Below are 18,024 nucleotides of genomic sequence, written 5' to 3'. Positions count from 1 at the left end.
CCTTCACCACACGTCTCAAAGGAGAGCCCTGGTGATCATCAGTTCAGGCCGTTGGCGAGCGCGCTCGGCGGTGCTCGTGTTCGTGGTCGCGGTGTTGGCGTTGGCCGGGACGGTGCTGGCGGTGGCGAGGTCCACGCCCGCCACCGCCGCCGTCGGTGACGTGGTGGCGTTGGCGGGGGTGGAGGACGACGGCGCGGACTGCCCGGTGAGCCTGCCCGGGTCGTTCCCGTCCAACTCCCGCCTGCCCGACCCGTTCACCAAGCTGAACGGGCAGCGGATCACCTCCAAGTCCGACTGGCGGTGCCGCCGGGCCGAGATCCGGGAGCTGGCCGAGCGGCACGTCTACGGCGACAAGCCCGCCAAACCCACCGTGACCGGCACGGTGTCGTCCACCACCATCACGGTCAACGTGTCGGCGAACGGGCGCAGCGCGAGCTTCTCCGCGGGCGTGCAGCTGCCCAGCGGGACGGGCCCGTTCCCGGCGGTGATCGTCTACGGCGGGTTCGGCGGCGACACCGCCACCATCCGCGCGGCCGGTGCGGCGATCATCACCTTCGACCCGTACGCGGTGGGCAAGGAGGGCACGGCGCGCAACAACAAGCAGGGCGCGTTCTACACCCTCTACGGCAACACCAGCCCCACCGGCCTGCTCATGGCCTGGGCCTGGGGCGTGTCGCGGATCATCGACGTCATCGAGTCCTCCGGCGGCAACGTCCTGCGCGCCGACATCGGCGTGACCGGCTGCTCGCGGTTCGGCAAGGGCGCGTTCGCCGCCGGCGTGTTCGACCAACGCGTCGCCCTGACCATGCCGATCGAGTCCGGCACCGCGGGCGTCCCCATCTACCGCGGCATCGCCGGCGAGGGAGCCCAGAGCCTGTCCAGCGCCTACGGCGAACAGCCCTGGTTCGGCGACGCCTTCAGCCCCTACACCGGCAACCCCAACGGCGCGCCGATCGACACCCACGAGCTGGTGGCGATGGTGGCCCCGCGCGGCCTGTTCATCATGGACAACCCGCACATCGCCAACCTCGGCCCTCGTTCGGCGAGCGTGGCGGCGCTGGGTGGCGCGGAGGTCTACAAAGCACTCGGAGCGGGTGGCAACATCACCTACCACTCCAACGTCACCGACGGCAACCACTGCGCCAACCGCGCCGAGTGGCGCACACCCCTCACCCAGAACATCCAGAAGTTCCTGCTCAAGACCGGCAGCTACACCGGCTCCATCCAGATGCACAGCAAGGCCACCGGCAATCTGGCCCAGTGGCGCGACTGGACCACGCCCACCCTGACCGACGGTCCCACGAGCACGACCACCACAACGACGACCACGACCACCACCGGTGACACGACGACGACCACCACCACTACGACGACCACGACGTCGCAGCAGCCCGGCGGCTGCACGGCGACCGTGTCGCTGAACCAGTGGACGGGCGGCTTCGTGGCCACGGTGAAGGTCACCGCGGGCTCCTCGCCCATCGGCGGCTGGACCGTCACCATGACCCTGCCGTCCGGCGCGACGGTCACCAACGCGTGGAACACCAACCGCAGCGGCAACACCGGCACCGTCAACTTCACCAACGTCAGCTTCAACGGCACCCTCGCCGCCGGCCAGTCGACCGAGTTCGGCTACCAGGCCACCGGCAGCGGTTCCGGGATGGCGCCCACCTGCGCGGCCCGGTAGTCACCGCCGTCACGACGGGCCCGGCGGGCAGGTCGCGAACCTGCCCGCCGGGCCCGAGCCGTGCGTCACAGCCACCCCGGGATGACATCCGGCCGTGGCAACGTTCACCCTGGTGACATCCATCGGACCGAGGAGCGGAGCGACCACATGGCTACCGTGACCGAGAAGGCCGTCCTCGCGGGCGGGTGTTTCTGGGGCATGCAGGATCTGTTCCGCCGTCACCCCGGCGTCGTCTCCACCCGCGTCGGCTACACGGGCGGGAACGTGCCGAACGCGACCTACTACAACCACGACGGCCACGCCGAGGCGATCGAGATCGTCTACGACCCGGCTCAGCTGAGCTACCGGCAGATCCTGGAGTTCTTCTTCCAGATCCACGACCCGACGACGCGCGACCGCCAGGGCAACGACATCGGCACCAGCTACCGCTCGGCGATCTTCTACGCCGACGACGAGCAGAAGCGGGTCGCGGAGGCGACGATCGCCGACGTCGACGCGTCGGGCAAGTGGCCCGCCAAGGTCGTCACCGAGGTCGCCCAGCTGGGTGACTTCTGGGAGGCGGAGCCGGAGCACCAGGACTACCTGGAGCGCTACCCCAACGGGTACACCTGCCACTACGTCCGGCCCGAATGGCAGCTCGGCGAGCGGTGAGCTCGGCCGTCGAGATCGTGGCGCTGCACGTCTCACCCGGGCACGCCTACGAGGGCCGGCCCGGCGACGGGCCGCGCCCCGACCCCGGGCCGGTCGCGCGCGACCACGTCGAGGTCCGGGCCGGTCTGGGCCTGGTGGGCGACCGGTACTTCAACCACCCGGCGCACCGCACGGCCGCCGTCACCGTCTTCGCCGTCGAGGCGTTGGAGCACGTCGCCGACGGGCTCGGCCTGGCCACCGCGCCGAGCCCGCTGGTCGTGCGGCGCAACATCGTGCTGCGCGGGTTCGACGTGGACGGGCTCGCCCGCCACGCCGTGTTCACCCTCGACTCGGGCGACGGGCCGGTGCGGTTCGAAACGCACCGGCCCGCCAACCCGTGCGGGTGGATGAACGCCGTCATCGCACCTGGCGCGATGAAGGCGCTGCGCGGCCGGGGCGGCAAGCGATGCGTCCCGCTCGACGACGGCCTGCTGCGACTCGGTCCGGCGACCCTGACCACGTGAGAGCCGGGGTCGCCGGTGCCCGTCACGCCCCGCCGACCAGCGCCAGCTCCCGGCTCGCCGGGTAGTAGCCGGTCTCGGCGAAGAACCTGATGTAGGTGTCGACCAGGTCGCCGGTCACGGGCGGGCACGTGATGCCCGTCCCGGCCAGCGCCTGCTCGGTCCTCGACACGTCCACCGCCGGGTAGAAGCCCGCGTTGTCGGCCACCATCAGCTCGAACGCGTCCAGCAGCGGGATCAAGGCGTTGTCGCGGTCGGCCAGCACGTCACGCCGCCACCGCGCCCACTCCCGCTCCTCCAGGCGGTAGCCGTGGGCGCGCAGCCGCGCCACGATCTCCCGCCAGCTCACCCGGCCCGGGTTGTAGAGGTGGAACGTGCCGCCGGACTCGCGGGACAACGCCACCACGGCGGCCGCCGCGTAGTCCACCGGCACCATCGGCACCGTGCCGTCCAGCCCTTCGGGCACCGCGCCCGCCTGGATCAGGCCCTTGGTGGCCAGCCACACGAAGTCCCTGGTCTGGCACGCGCCGTTGACCTGGTCACCGGACACCAGGTCCACCCGGTACACCCGCACCGGCAGGCCCCGTTCGGCGGCCTGGGCGACCAGGTGCTCCGCCACCCACTTGCTGCGCAGGTAGCCGCTGGGCAGCGCCTCCGGCGGGCCGGTGGGGTCGTCCACGGTCAGCGGCACGCCCGGTTCCCGCGCGCCGGCGAACACGCCGGTCGTGGACAGGTGGTGCACCGGCACGGTCCGGTGCCGGGCGGCCAGGCGCAGCACTTCCTGCGTGCCGTGCACGTTCGGCGCGCGCAGCTCGGTGTACGGCCGCAGCCAGTTCACCGTCGCGCCGGCGTGGTAGACGGCGTCGACCTCGCGGGCCAACCGCTCGTAGGTCTGCTCGGGCAGGCCGAGCCGCGGCTGGGCCAGGTCGCCGGGCACGATCCGCAGCCGGGTCGCGTCCACCTCGTCCCACAGCCGGTACCAGCGGAGGTTGGCCTCGACCTTGCGCAGCCCCTCGGCCTCGTCGTCGGCACGGACCAGGCAGTGCACGGTCGCCGTGGACGCCTTGAGCAGCTCGCGCAGCAGGAACGCGCCGACGAACCCGGTCGCGCCGGTGAGCAGCACGTGCCGCGGCGCGTCGACCGTGCGCACGACCTGTTCCGCCGGCCGGATGTCCTCGGCCAGCACCTCGTCGTAGTCGACGTCCGCCGCACCGGCCGCGCCCGCCAGGAACGCCGCCAACGCGCCCGGCGTCGGGTGGTCGAACACGACGGTGGCGGGCAGGGTCAGCCCGGTGGCGGCGGCGACGCGGTTGCGCAGCTCCACCGACAGCAGGGAGTCGAAGCCCAGGTCCGGGAACGGCTTGTCCTCCACCTCGCCGGACAGGCCGAGCACGGACGCGACCTCCCGCCGCACCAGCTCCCCGACCATCGCCCGGCGTTGCTCGGCGGGCAGTTCGGCGAGGTTCGGCACGGGCGCGCCGGTGCGCGCGACCGGCCGCACCGGCGGCAGCAGCGTGCGCAGCAGCGGCGGGGCCTGGTCCGGACGCGCGCGCAGGGCGGTCAGGTCCAGCGGTGCGCCCACGAGGACCGGCACGCCCGATGCCACGGCGGCGTCCAGCATCGCCAGGCCCTGCTCGGACTCCACGGGCCGGAACCCGGCGCGGGCGATGCGGGCCCGGTCCAGCTCGCTCAGGCCGCTGGTGATGCCGCTGGCCTCGGCCCACAGGCCCCAGGCGACGGACGTCGCGGGCAGGCCGAGCGCGGCGCGGTGGGCGGCCAGGCCGTCGAGGTAGGCGTTCGCGGCGGCGTAGTTGCCCTGGCCCGCGCCGCCGATGACCCCGGCGATGGACGAGAACAGCACGAACGCGGTCAGGTCGTGGCCGCGGGTCAGCTCGTGCAGGTGCCGGGCGGCGTCGGCCTTGGGCCGCAGCACGGCGGTGAGCCGGTCGGGGGTCAGGTCGCCGATCAGGGCGTCGTCGATGACGCCCGCCGTGTGCACGACCCCGGTCAGGCGGGTGTCGCCGATGGCGGCCTCGAGCTGGTCGCGGTCGGCGGCGTCGCAGGCGACGATCCGGACGGACGCGCCCAGCGACGTCAACTCGTCGCGCAGTTCCGCCGCGCCCGGCGACTCCGGACCGCGACGGCTGGTGAGCAGCAGGTGCCGCACGCCACGGCGGGCCAGGTGCCGGGCGACCATCGCGCCGAGCGTGCCGGTGCCGCCGGTGATCAGGACCGTGCCGTCGGTCCGCCACGTCATCCGCCCGAGCTGCGCGCGGCGCAGCTTCGGCACGTGCACGACCCCGTGCCGCACCAAGGCTTGCGGCACGCCCGCCGCGACGACGGCCGGGATCACGGCCTCCGACGCCGGGTCGCCGTCGACGTCGACCAGCACGACCCGACCCGGTTGCTCGGACTGCGCCGACCGGGCCAGGCCCCACAGCGCCGCGCCGTCCACGTCGGTCACGTCCCGCACCGCGCCGCGGGTCACCGCGACGAACGGGTCGTCGCCCCGCAGGTCGGCCAACGCGGACGCGACCCGGGTGTGCAGGTCGGCGCCGGACCGCCAGCGCACCACGCGCGGGGTGAGGTCCGACGGCGGCAGCTCGACCGGCTCCCACTCCACTTCGAGCAGGGCGTCCCGCGGGCGCAGCAGGGCGTCGGCGACGGCGTCGGCCGCGGTGGGGCGCAGGCGCACCGACCCGACCGTGGCCACCGGTCCCCCGCTCGGGTCGGCGAGCAGGATCCGGTCGCCGTCCACGTGCGCCCGCACGTCCGACGCGCCGGTGGCGTGCAGCTCCACGTCACGCCAGCGCACCGCGTCACCCTCGCCGACCAGGCGCAGCGCCGCGTCGAGCAACGACGGGTGCAGCCGGAAGCCGTCGGGTGCCACGGGGTCGAGCCCGGTCCACTCCCCCGCGTCGGGCCAGGGCGACCGCGTGGCCGGGGCGAGCGTGCCGGCCGCGTGCAACGACCAGTCGCCGTCCAGTCGGGTGTGGACGGTCAACTGCCCGTTCGCGACCCGCACCTGCACCTGCACGCCGTCGCGATCGGGCACCACGACCGGGGCCAGGACGTCCAGCGACGCCAGCCTCGGCAGGCCGACCTCGTCGCCGGCGCGGATCGCCAGCTCCACCAGCGCCGAGGACGGCAGGACCACCGAACCGTGCACGCGGTGCCGCTCCAGCCACGGGTGGTTGCGCAGGGACACCTTGCCGGTGAACACCACCTCGTCCGCGCCCGCCACCGGCACGGCCGCGCCCAGCAGCGGGTGCTCCGCCGCCGCCACGCCCAGCTCGGTCACGTCGGCCGACTCCTGGTGCTCGACCCAGAACCGCTGCCGCTGGAACGGGTAGGTGGGCAGCTCCACGTGCCGCGCGCCCGTGCCGTCGAAGAACGCGCGCCAGTCCACCGCCACGCCGAGGGCGTGCAGCTCGCCCAACGCGGCCACCAGGCCGTCGCGCTGCAACGCCACCGCGGCCGCGTCGACGGTCTCGCGCACCATCGGCGTCAGCGCGGCGGCCGGGCCGACCTCCACGAACGCGGTCACGCCCCGCTCGGCCAGCGCCCGGACGCAGTCGGCGAACCGCACCGCCTCGCGGACGTGCCGGACCCAGTAGTCGGGCGAGGTCAGGTCGGCGTCCACCCCGCCGGTCACATTGGACACGACCGGGATGCGCGGCGCGTGGTAGGTGATCTTCGCGGCGACCTCGCGGAACGGCTCCAGCGCCGGGTCCATCCGGTGCGAGTGGAACGCGTGGCTCACCGTGAGCCGCTTGGTGCGGCGGCCGCGGGCGCGCAACTCCGACTCGACCGCGAGCACCGCGTCCTCGTCACCGGACACCACGACCGACGCCGGGCCGTTCACCGCCGCCAGCCCCACCCGCGAGGTCAGCAGCGGCTCGACCTCGGCGGCGGGCGCGGCCACCGCGACCATCGCCCCGCCCTCGGGCAGCTCGCCGATCAGGCGCGCGCGGGCCGCGACCAGCGCGCAGGCGTCCTCCAGCGAGAAGACCCCGGCGACGTGCGCGGCGGTCAGCTCCCCCAGCGAGTGGCCCGCGACGAAGTCCGGCACGACCCGCCAGGACTCCAGCAGCCGGAACAACGCCACCTCGAACGCGAACAGCGCGGGCTGCGTGTACCGGGTCCGGTGCAGCAGCTCGGAGTCGCCGAACACCACGTCCTTCAACGGCGTCGGCAGGTGCGGGTCGAGCAGCGCGCACACCTCGTCGAACGCCTGCCGGAAGACCGGGAACCGCTCGTGCAGGTCACGTCCCATGCGGGCGCGTTGCGCGCCTTGGCCGGTGAACAGGAACGCGGTCCGGCCGCGCTGCGGGACCGGCGTGCCGCCGTCGAACGCCTTCAGGGCGGCCAGCAGCTCGTCCCGGTCGCGGGCCACGACCGTGCCGCGGTGGTCCAGGGCGGTGCGGCCGGTGGCGAGGGTGTGGGCGACGTCGAGAGGTGCGAGGTCGGGTCGGGCGGCGAGGTGGTCGTGCAGGCGGCGCGCCTGGGCCCGCAACGCCTCGGCGGACCGTGCCGACAGCAGGAACGGCAGCTCACCGTCGACCTCGACCCCAGGCTGCGGTTCTTCCTCGGGGACGTGCTCCAGCACCACGTGGGCGTTGGTGCCGCTGACGCCGAACGACGACACCGCCGCCCGCCGGGGCCGGTCGGCTTCCGGCCACGGCCTGGCCTCGCGCAGCAGCTCCACCGAGCCGGACGACCAGTCGACCACCGGCGTCGGCTCGTCCACGTGCAGGGTGCGCGGCGCGACGCCGTGCCGCATCGCCTGCACCATCTTGATCACGCCACCGACACCGGCGGCGGCCACGCTGTGCCCGATGTTGGACTTCAGCGACCCCAGCAGCAGCGGCGTCGACCGGCCCTGGCCGTAGGTGGCCAGCAGCGCCTGCGCCTCGATCGGGTCACCGAGCCGGGTGCCGGTGCCGTGCGCCTCGACCACGTCGACGTCCGAGGTGGACAGCCCGGCGTCGTCGAGCGCGGCGCGGATGACGCGTTCCTGCGCCGGGCCGTTCGGCGCGGTCAGGCCGTTGGACGCGCCGTCGGAGTTGATCGCGCTGCCCCGGATGACCGCGAGCACGGGGTGGCCGTTGCGGCGCGCGTCGGACAGCTTCTCCAGCAGCAGCAGGCCGACGCCCTCCGACCAGCCGGTGCCGTCGGCCGCCGCGGCGAACGACTTGCACCGGCCGTCCGCCGCGAGGCCGCGCTGGCGGGAGAAGTCGACGTACCCGGTGGGCGAGCCGTACACCGTGCAGCCGCCCGCGACCGCCAACGTCGACTCACCCGACCGCAGCGACCGCACCGCCATGTGCAGCGCCACCAGGGACGACGAGCACGCCGTGTCCACGGTGACGGCCGGGCCTTCGAAGCCGAACGCGTAGGCGATCCGCCCGGACGCCACGCTGCCCAGCTTGCCGGTCATCAGGAAGCCCTCCAGCTCCTGCGGCCCGGCCAGGCCCAGGTAGCTCTGCTCCCCCACGCCCGCGAACACGCCCGTGCGGCTCCCGCGCAACGCGGCCGTGTCGATGCCGGCGCGTTCGAACAGCTCCCACGCGGTCTCCAGCAGCACCCGCTGCTGCGGGTCCATGCCCAGCGCCTCGCGCGGCGAGATGCCGAAGAACGCGGCGTCGAAGTCGGTGGCGTGGTCGACGAAGCCGCCTTCCCGGGTGTAGGTCCGGCCCGGCACGCCAGGCTCGGGGTCGTAGAGCCGGTCGACGTCCCAGCCGCGGTCGGTCGGCCAGGAGGTGATGCCGTCACGTCCCTCGGCGACGAGCCGCCACAGGTCGTCCGGCGAGTGGACGCCGCCGGGGTAGCGGCAGGCCATCGCCACGATCGCGACCGGCTCGGGCGTCTCCAGCTCGGCGATGCGCTGCCGTGCCTGTTGGAGGTCCGCCGTCACCCACTTCAGGTACTCGACCAGCCGCTCCTCGTTGGACACTGCGTTCTCCTCGATGTCGTGGGTGGTCAGCGGGTGGCGCGGCCGAGCTGGTTGTCGATGAAGTCGAACAGCTCGGCGGCGGAGTCGAAGTCCGTGCGGACCGCGGCGGGCTCCGGCTCGGTCCAGCGGTTCAGGATCGTGCGCAGGCGCACGGTCAACTGCTGCCGTTGCTCGTCGCCGACCTGCGCGAGCGCCGCCTCCAGCCGGTCGAGCTCGGCCAGGGCCGGTGCGGTGTCGTCGGGCGTGAGGCGGTCCAGCAGCACGCCGGCGAGCGCGGCGGGCGTCGGGTGGTCGAACACCAGGGTCGCCTCCAGCGCGACGCCGGTCTCCGCGGTGAGCCGGTTGCGCAGGTCCACGGCGGTGAGCGAGTCGAAGCCGAGGTCGCTGAACGGCTTGTCCAGGTCCACCCGGCGCGGGTCGCCGTGCCCGAGGACCGCCGCGACCTGGGCGCGGACGACCTCCTCCACGAGCGGGCCGCGTTCGCCCTCGGCGGCGGAGGCCAACCGTTCGGCCAACGGGACCTTCGGCGCGCGGACGAGGTCGCGCAGCAGCGCGGTGGGCGCCAGCTCCGACACCGGCGCGGCGACCACGGCGGGCCGGTCGGTGACGACCACGTCCTGGCCGGTGATGACCGCCGTGCCGGGCATCCCCGCCGCGACCCGCTGGTGCGCCAGGGCTTCCACGAACGCCACCCCGGCCGCGTAGTGCGCGTACCCGGCCGCGCCGAACCCCTCCACCGCCGACGCGAAGACCAGGTGGCCGGGCGTCTCGCGGTGCAGCCGCCAAGCCGCCTCGGCGGTCTCACGCAGGGCGTCGGCCAGCACGTCGTCGGTGAGCCCGGCGAGGGTGGCCCGCGCGGACGGCCGGGTCCGGTGCACGACCGCGTCCTGCGGCACGGGCAGCGCCTGTGCGGTCACCCGCACCAACCGGGGCACGAACGCCCGCCCGTCCCGGAACACGACCTGCGGCTCACCGGACGCGACCACGGCCGCGAGACGGGCTGTCAGGTCGCCGGACTGGCCACCGGACCCGCCGCTGTGGTGCGCCCCGGCGGCCCCGTTGCTCGCCACGCCATTCGCCGAACCGTTTCGACCGGAACCGACCGCTGCGCCATTGGCGGCCGGTGCGCCGTTGCCGGCCGGTGTGCCATTGGCGGCTGCGAAACCATTGCGGAATGCCGTGCCATTCCCGGCCGTGCCGTTGCCGGCCGACGTGCCGTTGTGGGCGACCTCGGTCGAGCCCGCCGGCGTCGGCGTCACGCCGACCAGCACGATCCGGTCCGGTGCCTCCACCTGCGCCGCCCGGACCAGGCCCCACACCGCGGCCACGCCGGGGTCGGCCGGGTCCGGGGTCAGCACGACCGCCCGACCCGTGCCCGTGGCACGTGCGCGCAGCTCCGCCAGCACCTGGCGGGTCGCCGTGTGCGCGGTCGCCAGCGGGTCCGGTCCGGACTCCACCCGGATCACGTCCGGCGTGGGCCCATCGGCCTCCGGCAGGTCCACCGGCACCCACTGCACCTCGTACACCGGCACCCCGTTCAGGGCGCGGAACTCGAGCGAGTCCAGGCGGGCGACCTCGTTGCCCTGCTCGTCGCGGAACACCGAGCCGTCCAGGCGCACGGCGGTTCCCGACGCCGTGGCACGCAGGCCGCGCCACACGGCGGGTTCCAGGTCGGCCCGCGCGAGCAGCGACAAGTCGACCTTGGCGTCGACCAGCGGGCCGGCCGCGAGCGTGCCCCTGGCCTGCTCGACCCACCCGTCCTGCCACGCGTGCACGCTCACCGGGCGCTTGTCGCCGTCCCGCTCGCCCACCTTCAGCTGGATCCGGCCGACCCCGGGCAGCGCCACGACGTCCAGGTCCACCACCGGGAAGCCGACCTCGCGACCCGCGTGCCACACCAGCTCCGCCACACCGGCGCCGGTCAACGGCTCGGTCAGCGTGCCGGTGAACAGCACCTCGTCGCGGTCCGCGACGTGCACCGGCTCGTCCAGCACCGGGTGCCCGCCGCCGGTGCGCGGCTTGGCGGTCAGCCAGTACCGCTCCCGCTGGAACGGGTAGGTCGGCAGCACGGCCCGCCGTCCCGGGAACGCCGACCAGTCCACCGCCACGCCCCGGGCGTGCAGGTGGGCGAACAGCTCCACCGCCGTGCGCTGCTCGGAGCGGTCACGACGGAGCACGGGCAGAGCGGCGTGCCCGTCGGGCAGCACGGTGGCCAGCAGGCCGGTCAGGATCGCGTCCGGGCCCAGCTCGACGAACGTCGTCACGCCACGGTCGAGCAGCGTGCGCGCCGCGTCGTGGAACCGCACCGGTTCGCGCACGTGCCGCACCCAGTACGACGGGTCGGTCCAGTCGGCGTCCTCACCGACGGTCGACACCACCGGGATCCGCGGCTGGTGGTAGGTCAGCTCCTGCGCCACCGCGCGGAAGTCGTCCAGCATCGGGTCCATCAGCGGCGAGTGGAACGCGTGGCTGACCGTGAGCCGGGTGTGCTTGAACCCCTCGGCGCAGGCCAGGACCGCGTCCTCGACCCCGGACAGCACGACCGAACGCGGCCCGTTCACCGCGGCGATCGCCACGCCCTCACGCAGCTCCACCTCGTCCTCGGCCGCCTGCACGGCGACCATCGCGCCACCGCGCGGCAACGCCTGCATCAGCCGACCGCGTGCCGCGACCAGCTTCGCCGCGTCCGCCAGGGACAGCACACCGGCCACGTGCGCGGCCGCGATCTCGCCGATCGAGTGCCCGGCGACGAAGTCCGGCCGCACGCCCCACGACTCCAGCAGCCGGAACAACGCGACCTCGACCGCGAACAACGCGGGCTGCGCTGCACCGGTCTCGTTCAGCCCGTCGCCGGACTCGATCGCGGCCCGCACCGGCAGGTGCTCGCACACCTCCTCGAACGCCCGCGCGAACACCGGGAACGCCCGCGCGAGCTCCAGCCCCATGCCGACCCGCTGCGCGCCCTGCCCGGTGAACACGAACGCCGTCCGACCGTCACGCGCCCGCGGCAACGTCACCGCGTCACGCAGGTCCGCAGGCGACGAGGCCGCGACGACCGCGCGGTGCTCCAGCAGGGCACGCCCGGTGCCCAGCGTGTGGGCGAGGTCGGCGAGGGGGACGTCGACGGAGGCCAGCCGTTCCAGCTGCTCGACCAACGCCTGCGGCGTTCGGGCGGACACCACCACGGGCACCGGACCCTCCGCCGGGCGGTCAGCCTCGGCCTCGACCGGCGCCTGCTCCACGACGACGTGCGCGTTGGTGCCGCTGATGCCGAACGACGACACCGCGGCACGGCGCGGACGGTCGGCGGGCCACGCCCGCTCCCGCGTCAGCAGCTCCACCGCACCGGCCGACCAGTCGACGTGCGGCGTCGGCTCGTCCACGTGCAGCGTGCGCGGCAGCACGCCGTGCCGCATCGCCTCGACCACCTTGATGATCCCGCCGACGCCCGCGGCGGCCTGCGTGTGGCCGATGTTGGACTTCAACGACCCCAGCGCCAACGGCCGCTCGCGCTCGCCGTACACCGCCAGCAACGCCTCGGCCTCGATCGGGTCGCCCAACGTCGTGCCGGTGCCGTGCGCCTCCACCAGGTCCACGTCGGACGGCTCCAGGCCTGCGGCGGCGAGCGCGGCGCGGATGACGCGCTGCTGCGCCGGGCCGTTCGGCGCGGTCAGGCCGTTGGACGCGCCGTCGGAGTTGACCGCCGTCCCGCGCACCACGGCCAGCACCGGGTGCCCGTTGCGCCGGGCGTCGGACAGCCGTTCCACCAGCAGCACGCCGACGCCCTCGGCCCAGCCGGTGCCGTCGGCCGACGCCGCGAACGGCTTGCAGCGGCCGTCCGGGGCCAGGCCGCGCTGCCGCGAGAACTCCACGAACGCCGTCGGCGTCGCCATCACGGTCGCGCCGCCGGCCAGCGCCAGGTCGCACTCGCCGCGCCGCAGCGCGCCGACCGCCAGGTGCAGCGCCACCAGCGACGACGAGCACGCCGTGTCCACGGTGATCGCCGGGCCTTCCAGCCCGAGCGCGTAGGCCACGCGGCCCGAGGCGACGCTGCCGGACGTGCCACCGACCAGGTAGCCCTCCAGCTCCGGCGGCAACGCGCCGCCGGTGCCGTAGTCGTGGTACATCAGGCCGGTGAACACGCCGGTCCTCGTGCCGCGCACCGAGGTCGGGTCGATGCCGCCGCGCTCCAGCGCCTCCCAGGCGGTCTCCAGCAACAGCCGCTGCTGCGGGTCGGTCGCCAACGCCTCGCGCGGCGACATGCCGAAGAACTCCGGGTCGAACAGGTCGGCGTCGTGCAGGAACCCGCCGTGCCGGGTGTAGGTCGTGCCGGGGTGCTGCGGGTCGGGGTGGTAGAGGCGGTCGAGGTCCCAGCCCCGGTTGACGGGGAACTCGCCGATCGCGTCCCGGCCCTGGGCGACCAGCTCCCACAGGTCTTCGGGCGTGCGCACGCCACCCGGGTAGCGGCAGGCCATGCCGACGATCGCGATCGGCTCGTCGGCCGCGGTCACCTTCTGCTCGGCGGGCTTGACCGTGCCCGCGAGGTGCTCGGCCAGCGCGGCGGGCGTCGGGTGGTCGAACACCAGCGTCGTGGGCAGCCGCCGCCCGGTGGCCTCGGCCAGCCGGTTGCGCAGCTCGACCGCCGTGAGCGAGTCGAAGCCCATCTCGCTGAACGCCCGGCGCGCGTCGATGCCGGCCGGGTCCGCGTGCCCGAGGACCGCCGCGACGTGCGACCGCACCAGGTCGGTGAGCGCCCGGACGTCCGTGGGGAGTGACGTCGGCTTGCGCGCGGCACGGCGTTTCGGGGCCAGTTCGCGCAACGCGGGGTGCGGGTCGTCGCGCAGCGCGGCGCGGTTCAGCCCGGTCACCGCGAGCACGGGTGCACCGGTGGTGAGGGCCGCGTCGAACGCCGCGAGCGCCGCGTCGACCGCGATCGGCTCCAGGCCCAACCGCCGGATCCGCTTGCGGTCCACTTCGGACAGACCGCCGGACATCGCGCTCTCCGACTCCCACAGGCCCCACGCCAGCGAGGTCGCGGGCAGGCCGAGGGCGTGGCGGTGACGGGCCAGCGCGTCGAGGAACGTGTTGCCCGCCGCGTAGTTCGCCTGCCCGGCCGTGCCCAGCACGCCCGCGATGGACGAGTACAGCACGAACGCCTCGACGTCACCGGCCAGCTCGTGCAGGTTCCAGGCGGCGTCGACCTTGGGCCGCAGCACGCGGTCGACCTGCTCCGGGGTCAGGGAGTCGAGCGTGCCGTCCGCCACCACGCCCGCCGCGTGCACGACCGCCGTGACCGGGTGCTCGGCCAGCACGGCGGCCAACGCGTCGCGGTCGGCCGCGTCGCAGGCCACCGGCACGACCTCCACGCCCTCGATGTCCGCGCCCAAGTGGTCAGGCACGGCACCGCTGCGGCTGAGCAGCACGAGCTTGCGCGCGCCGTGCCGGGTGACCAGGTGCCGGGCGATGGCGCCGCCGAGCGCGCCGCTCGCGCCGGTGATCAGGACCGCGTCCCAGCTCGGGCCGGCGTTCGCGGCACGCGGGGCCGGCGTGAGGACGGGTTCGAGGGCCTGCCCGTCGCGCAGCAGCACGAACCGGCCGGGGTGTTCGGCCGCCGCGCTGCGCACGAGTCCCTCCACCGCCGCGTGCGCGAGGTCGTCGGTGACGGCCACGCCCAGGACGCCGCCGGAACCCGCGGCCCAGTCGCGCAGCTCCGCCAGCACGCGGTGCGTGACCTGGCGGACCTGCTCGGGCACCGTGCCGTGCGGGGTCTCGACGGCGAACACCCGGTCCACGTCGGTCCGGGAAGTCCGCGGAGTCGGCGTGAACAGCAGTTCCGCGCCCGTGATCGGGCCGGTGAGCGGGCGCAGCACGAGTTCGGCGACCGACAGCACCGGCGCGCCGGTGCTGTCGGCGACCAGCAGCGCCACCGAGTCCGGGCCGGTCGGGGTGATCCGGACGCGCAACGCCGTGCCCGCCGTGCCGTGGAACCGGACGCCGGACCAGGAGAACGGCAACCGGGCCGGACCGTCCTCGACCACGCCGGGCAGCAACGGGTGCAGCGCCGCGTCGAACAACGCCGGGTGCACGGTGAACCCGGTGCTCGGGACGTCGGCAGCGACCTCGGCGAACACCTCGCCGTCGGCCCGCCACACCCTGCGCAGGCCCTGGAACGCCGGTCCGTAGCCGTAGCCGTGCCGGTCGAGGCCGTCGTAGGACACGGCCACCTCGGGCGCGGCGGGCGGCCACTGCGCCAGGTGGTCGACCGGGTCGTCGGCCGGGTCGAGCGTGCCGGTGGCGTGCCGGGTCCACGGCTCGTCGTCGCGGCGCGAGTGGATCTCGACGGTGGTGGCGGTGCGGACCACCTGGACGGTCACCGCACCGGTGTCCGGGACGACCAGCGGCGAGGTGACGGTCAGCTCGGCGACGTCACCCGCCAGCTCGACCAGGGCCGTGCCGGGCACGACGGCCGTGCCGTGCACGCGGTGCTCCCCCAGCCACGGGTGCGTGGCCAGGGACAGCTTGCCGGTCTGCACGGTGACGCCGTCGGGCAGCTCGACCGTCGCGCCGAGCAACGGGTGCCCGGAGGACGTGAGGCCGGCCGCCGACACGTCACCGCTCGTCGACGGCGCGAGCCAGTACCGCTTGCGCTGGAACGCGTAGGTCGGCAGCGCGACCTTGCGCGCGCCGGGGAACACGGCGGCCCAGTCCGGGTCCACGCCACGCATGTGCAGGTCGGCCAGCGCGGCGGCGACCGTCTGCGGTTCCGGGTGGCTGGCGCGCAGCAGGGGCACCGCCTTGACGTCGTCGAACGCGGCGGCGGTGAGGCCGGACAGGACCGCGTCCGGCCCCAGTTCGACCACCGTGCGCACGTCGCGGTCGTGCAGCGTGGTCAGGGCGTCGTGGAAGCGGACGGTGGCGCGGACCTGGCGCACCCAGTACTCCGGGTCGGTCCAGTCGGCGTCCTCGCCCACCGTCGACACCACGGGGAGCTTCGGCGGGTGGTAGGTCAGGGTGCGGGCGACGGCGCGGAACTCGCCCAGCATCGGTTCCATCAGCGGCGAGTGGAACGCGTGGCTGACCGCGAGCCGCTTGCCGCGCAGCCCTTCGGCGGCCCTGAGGACGGCGTCCTCCTCGCCGGACAGCACCAGCGAGCGCGGCCCGTTGACCGCGGCGATCGCCACGCCGTCGGACAGCTCCACCTCGTGCTCGGCGGCCCGGACCGCGACCATCGCGCCGCCGGGCGGCAACGCCTGCATGAGCCGGCCACGCGCGGCGACGAGCTTGGCGGCGTCGGCGAGGGACAGCACACCGGCCACGTGCGCGGCGGCGAGCTCGCCGATCGAGTGGCCGACCAGGAAGTCCGGCCGCACGTGCCAGGACTCCAACAGCCGGAACAACGCCACCTCGACCGCGAACAGGGCGGGCTGCGCGTTGCCGGTGAGGTCGAGGTCCACGCCCGACTCGATGACCTCGCGCACGGGCAGGTGCGCGCAGACCTCGGCGAACGCGCGGGCGAACACCGGGTACGCCTCGGCCAGCTCCAGCCCCATGCGGACCCGCTGAGCGCCCTGACCGGTGAACGCGAACGCCACCTTGCCGCGCGGCGGGACCACCGCGGTCGGGAAGTCGCGCAGGTCGGTGCCGGCCGCGCGGTACGACATGGGCGTGCGGGTGGCCAGCGTGAACGCCGCGTCCCGCCCGGACGCCCCGGCCTCGGCGAGCCGTTTCGCCTGCTCGGCCACCGCCTCCGGGCTGCGCCCGGACAGCACGAACGGCACCGGCAGCGCCGGGTCGTGCTCGGCGGCCTCGGGCTCCGCGGTGACCACGTCGTCGTCAGGCGTGGCGTCCACCGGCGTGGCTTCCTCGATCACGACGTGCGCGTTGGTGCCGCCGAACCCGAACGACGACACACCCGCCCGTCGCGGCCGGTCGCCGCGCGGCCACTCCCGTTCCTCGGTCAGCAGTTCGACCTTGCCCGCGGTCCAGTCGACGTGGCTCGACGGCTCGTCCGCGTGCAGCGTGCGGGGCATCACGCCGTGCCGCATCGCCTGCGCCACCTTGATGATCCCGCCGACACCGGCCGCCGCCTGGGCGTGCCCGATGTTGGACTTCAGCGAGCCGAGCCACACCGGCTGCTCGCGGTCGCGCCCGTAGGTGGCGAGCACCGCGCGGGCCTCGATCGGGTCGCCCAACGTCGTCCCGGTGCCGTGCGCCTCCACCAGGTCCACGTCCGACGGCGACAGGCCGGCCGCCGCCAGGGCCGCGCGGATCACGCGTTCCTGCGCCGGGCCGTTCGGCGCGGTCAGGCCGTTGGACGCGCCATCGGAGTTCACCGCGCTGCCCCGGATCACGGCCAGCACCTGGTGGCCGTTGCGGCGCGCGTCGGACAGCCGCTCGAGCAGCAGCACGCCCACGCCCTCGGCCCAGCCGGTGCCGTCGGCGTGGTCGGAGAACGACTTGCAGCGACCGTCGGCCGCGAGCCCGCGCAGCCGGGAGAACTCGATGAACGCGGTCGGCGTCGACATCACCGTGGCGCCGCCGGCCACCGCCAGCGAGCACTCGCCCCGGCGCAGCGCCGCGGCCGCCAGGTGCACCGCGACCAACGACGACGAGCACGCCGTGTCCACGGTCACGGTCGGGCCTTCCAGCCCGAACGTGTAGGCCAACCGGCCGGACGCGATGCTGCCCGCGCTGCCGCTGAACAGGTAGCCCTCCACGTCGTCGGGCGGCAGGTTCGGGCGGGAGCCGTAGTCGTTGTACATCACGCCGACGAACACGCCGGTCTTGCTGCCGCGCAACGACTCCGGGTCGATGCCCGCGCTCTCCACCGTCTCCCAGGTGGTCTCCAGCAGCAGCCGCTGCTGCGGGTCGACGGCGAGGGCTTCGCGCGGTGACAGGCCGAAGAACTCGGCGTCGAACCGGTCGGCGTCGTGCAGGAACCCGCCGTGGCCCGTGGTGGACCGGCCCACCCGCTCCGGGTCGGGGTCGTGCAGGTCGGCGGGCCAGCCGCGGTTGTCCGGGAACGGCGTGATCGCGTCCCGCCCCTCGGCCACCAGCCGCCACAGCTCGTCGGGCGTGCGGACGCCGCCGGGGTAGCGGCAGGCCATGCCCACGATCGCGATCGGCTCGTGCTCGCGGTCCTCGACCTCCTTCAACCGCCTGCGGGCGTCCCGCGCGTCGGCGATGGCCCGCTTGAGGTAGTCGCGGAGCTTGTTCTCGTCAGCCACGTCGTC

General features: G+C 74.6%; 4 protein-coding genes and 1 pseudogene. 3 read left to right on the top strand and 2 right to left on the bottom strand.

From position 1 onward, the window contains the following. Nucleotides 1-31: 31 nt before the first annotated feature. The 3 genes from LZG04_RS25550 to LZG04_RS25540 all read left to right on the top strand — a co-directional run bounded on the left by LZG04_RS25550 (nucleotide 32) and on the right by LZG04_RS25540 (nucleotide 2,838). Complete coding sequence (locus tag LZG04_RS25550; RefSeq protein WP_308199301.1) at nucleotides 32-1,684, top strand: cellulose binding domain-containing protein; 1,653 nt, start codon at nucleotides 32-34, stop codon at nucleotides 1,682-1,684. A 147-nt stretch (nucleotides 1,685-1,831) separates the two neighbouring features. After that, a complete protein-coding gene (gene msrA, locus LZG04_RS25545; RefSeq protein WP_233821047.1) occupies nucleotides 1,832-2,335 on the top strand; it encodes a peptide-methionine (S)-S-oxide reductase MsrA in 504 nt (167 codons plus the stop codon). Continuing rightward, nucleotides 2,314-2,838, top strand: a complete 525-nt coding sequence (locus tag LZG04_RS25540) for an MOSC domain-containing protein (protein ID WP_233821045.1) — start codon at nucleotides 2,314-2,316, stop codon at nucleotides 2,836-2,838. The genes msrA and LZG04_RS25540 overlap by 22 nt, the downstream gene beginning before the upstream one ends. 22 nt (nucleotides 2,839-2,860) lie before the next feature. Here the strand turns inward: LZG04_RS25540 and LZG04_RS25535 are convergent. Both LZG04_RS25535 and LZG04_RS25530 read right to left on the bottom strand, forming a co-directional pair. Further along, a pseudogene (locus LZG04_RS25535) lies at nucleotides 2,861-8,749 on the bottom strand (thioester reductase domain-containing protein); the annotation flags it as partial. Between the two features lie 68 nt (nucleotides 8,750-8,817). After that, nucleotides 8,818-18,018, bottom strand: coding sequence for a type I polyketide synthase (locus tag LZG04_RS25530; protein WP_233821041.1), 9,201 nt, complete (start codon nucleotides 18,016-18,018; stop codon nucleotides 8,818-8,820). Nucleotides 18,019-18,024: the final 6 nt, after the last annotated feature.

Origin of the sequence: Saccharothrix sp. S26, from assembly GCF_021390395.1 — a bacterium.
Classification (GTDB): domain Bacteria; phylum Actinomycetota; class Actinomycetes; order Mycobacteriales; family Pseudonocardiaceae; genus Actinosynnema.
Note: the sequence above shows the minus strand (reverse complement) of the source record. Positions and strands in the feature narration are given on the sequence as shown.

Excerpts from the sequence above, each read along its gene's own strand:
- msrA (WP_233821047.1), top strand. The coding sequence starts at position 1,832 with ATGGCTACCGTGACCGAGAAGGCCGTCCTCGCGGGCGGGTGTTTCTGG.
- LZG04_RS25540 (WP_233821045.1), top strand. The coding sequence starts at position 2,314 with ATGGCAGCTCGGCGAGCGGTGAGCTCGGCCGTCGAGATCGTGGCGCTG.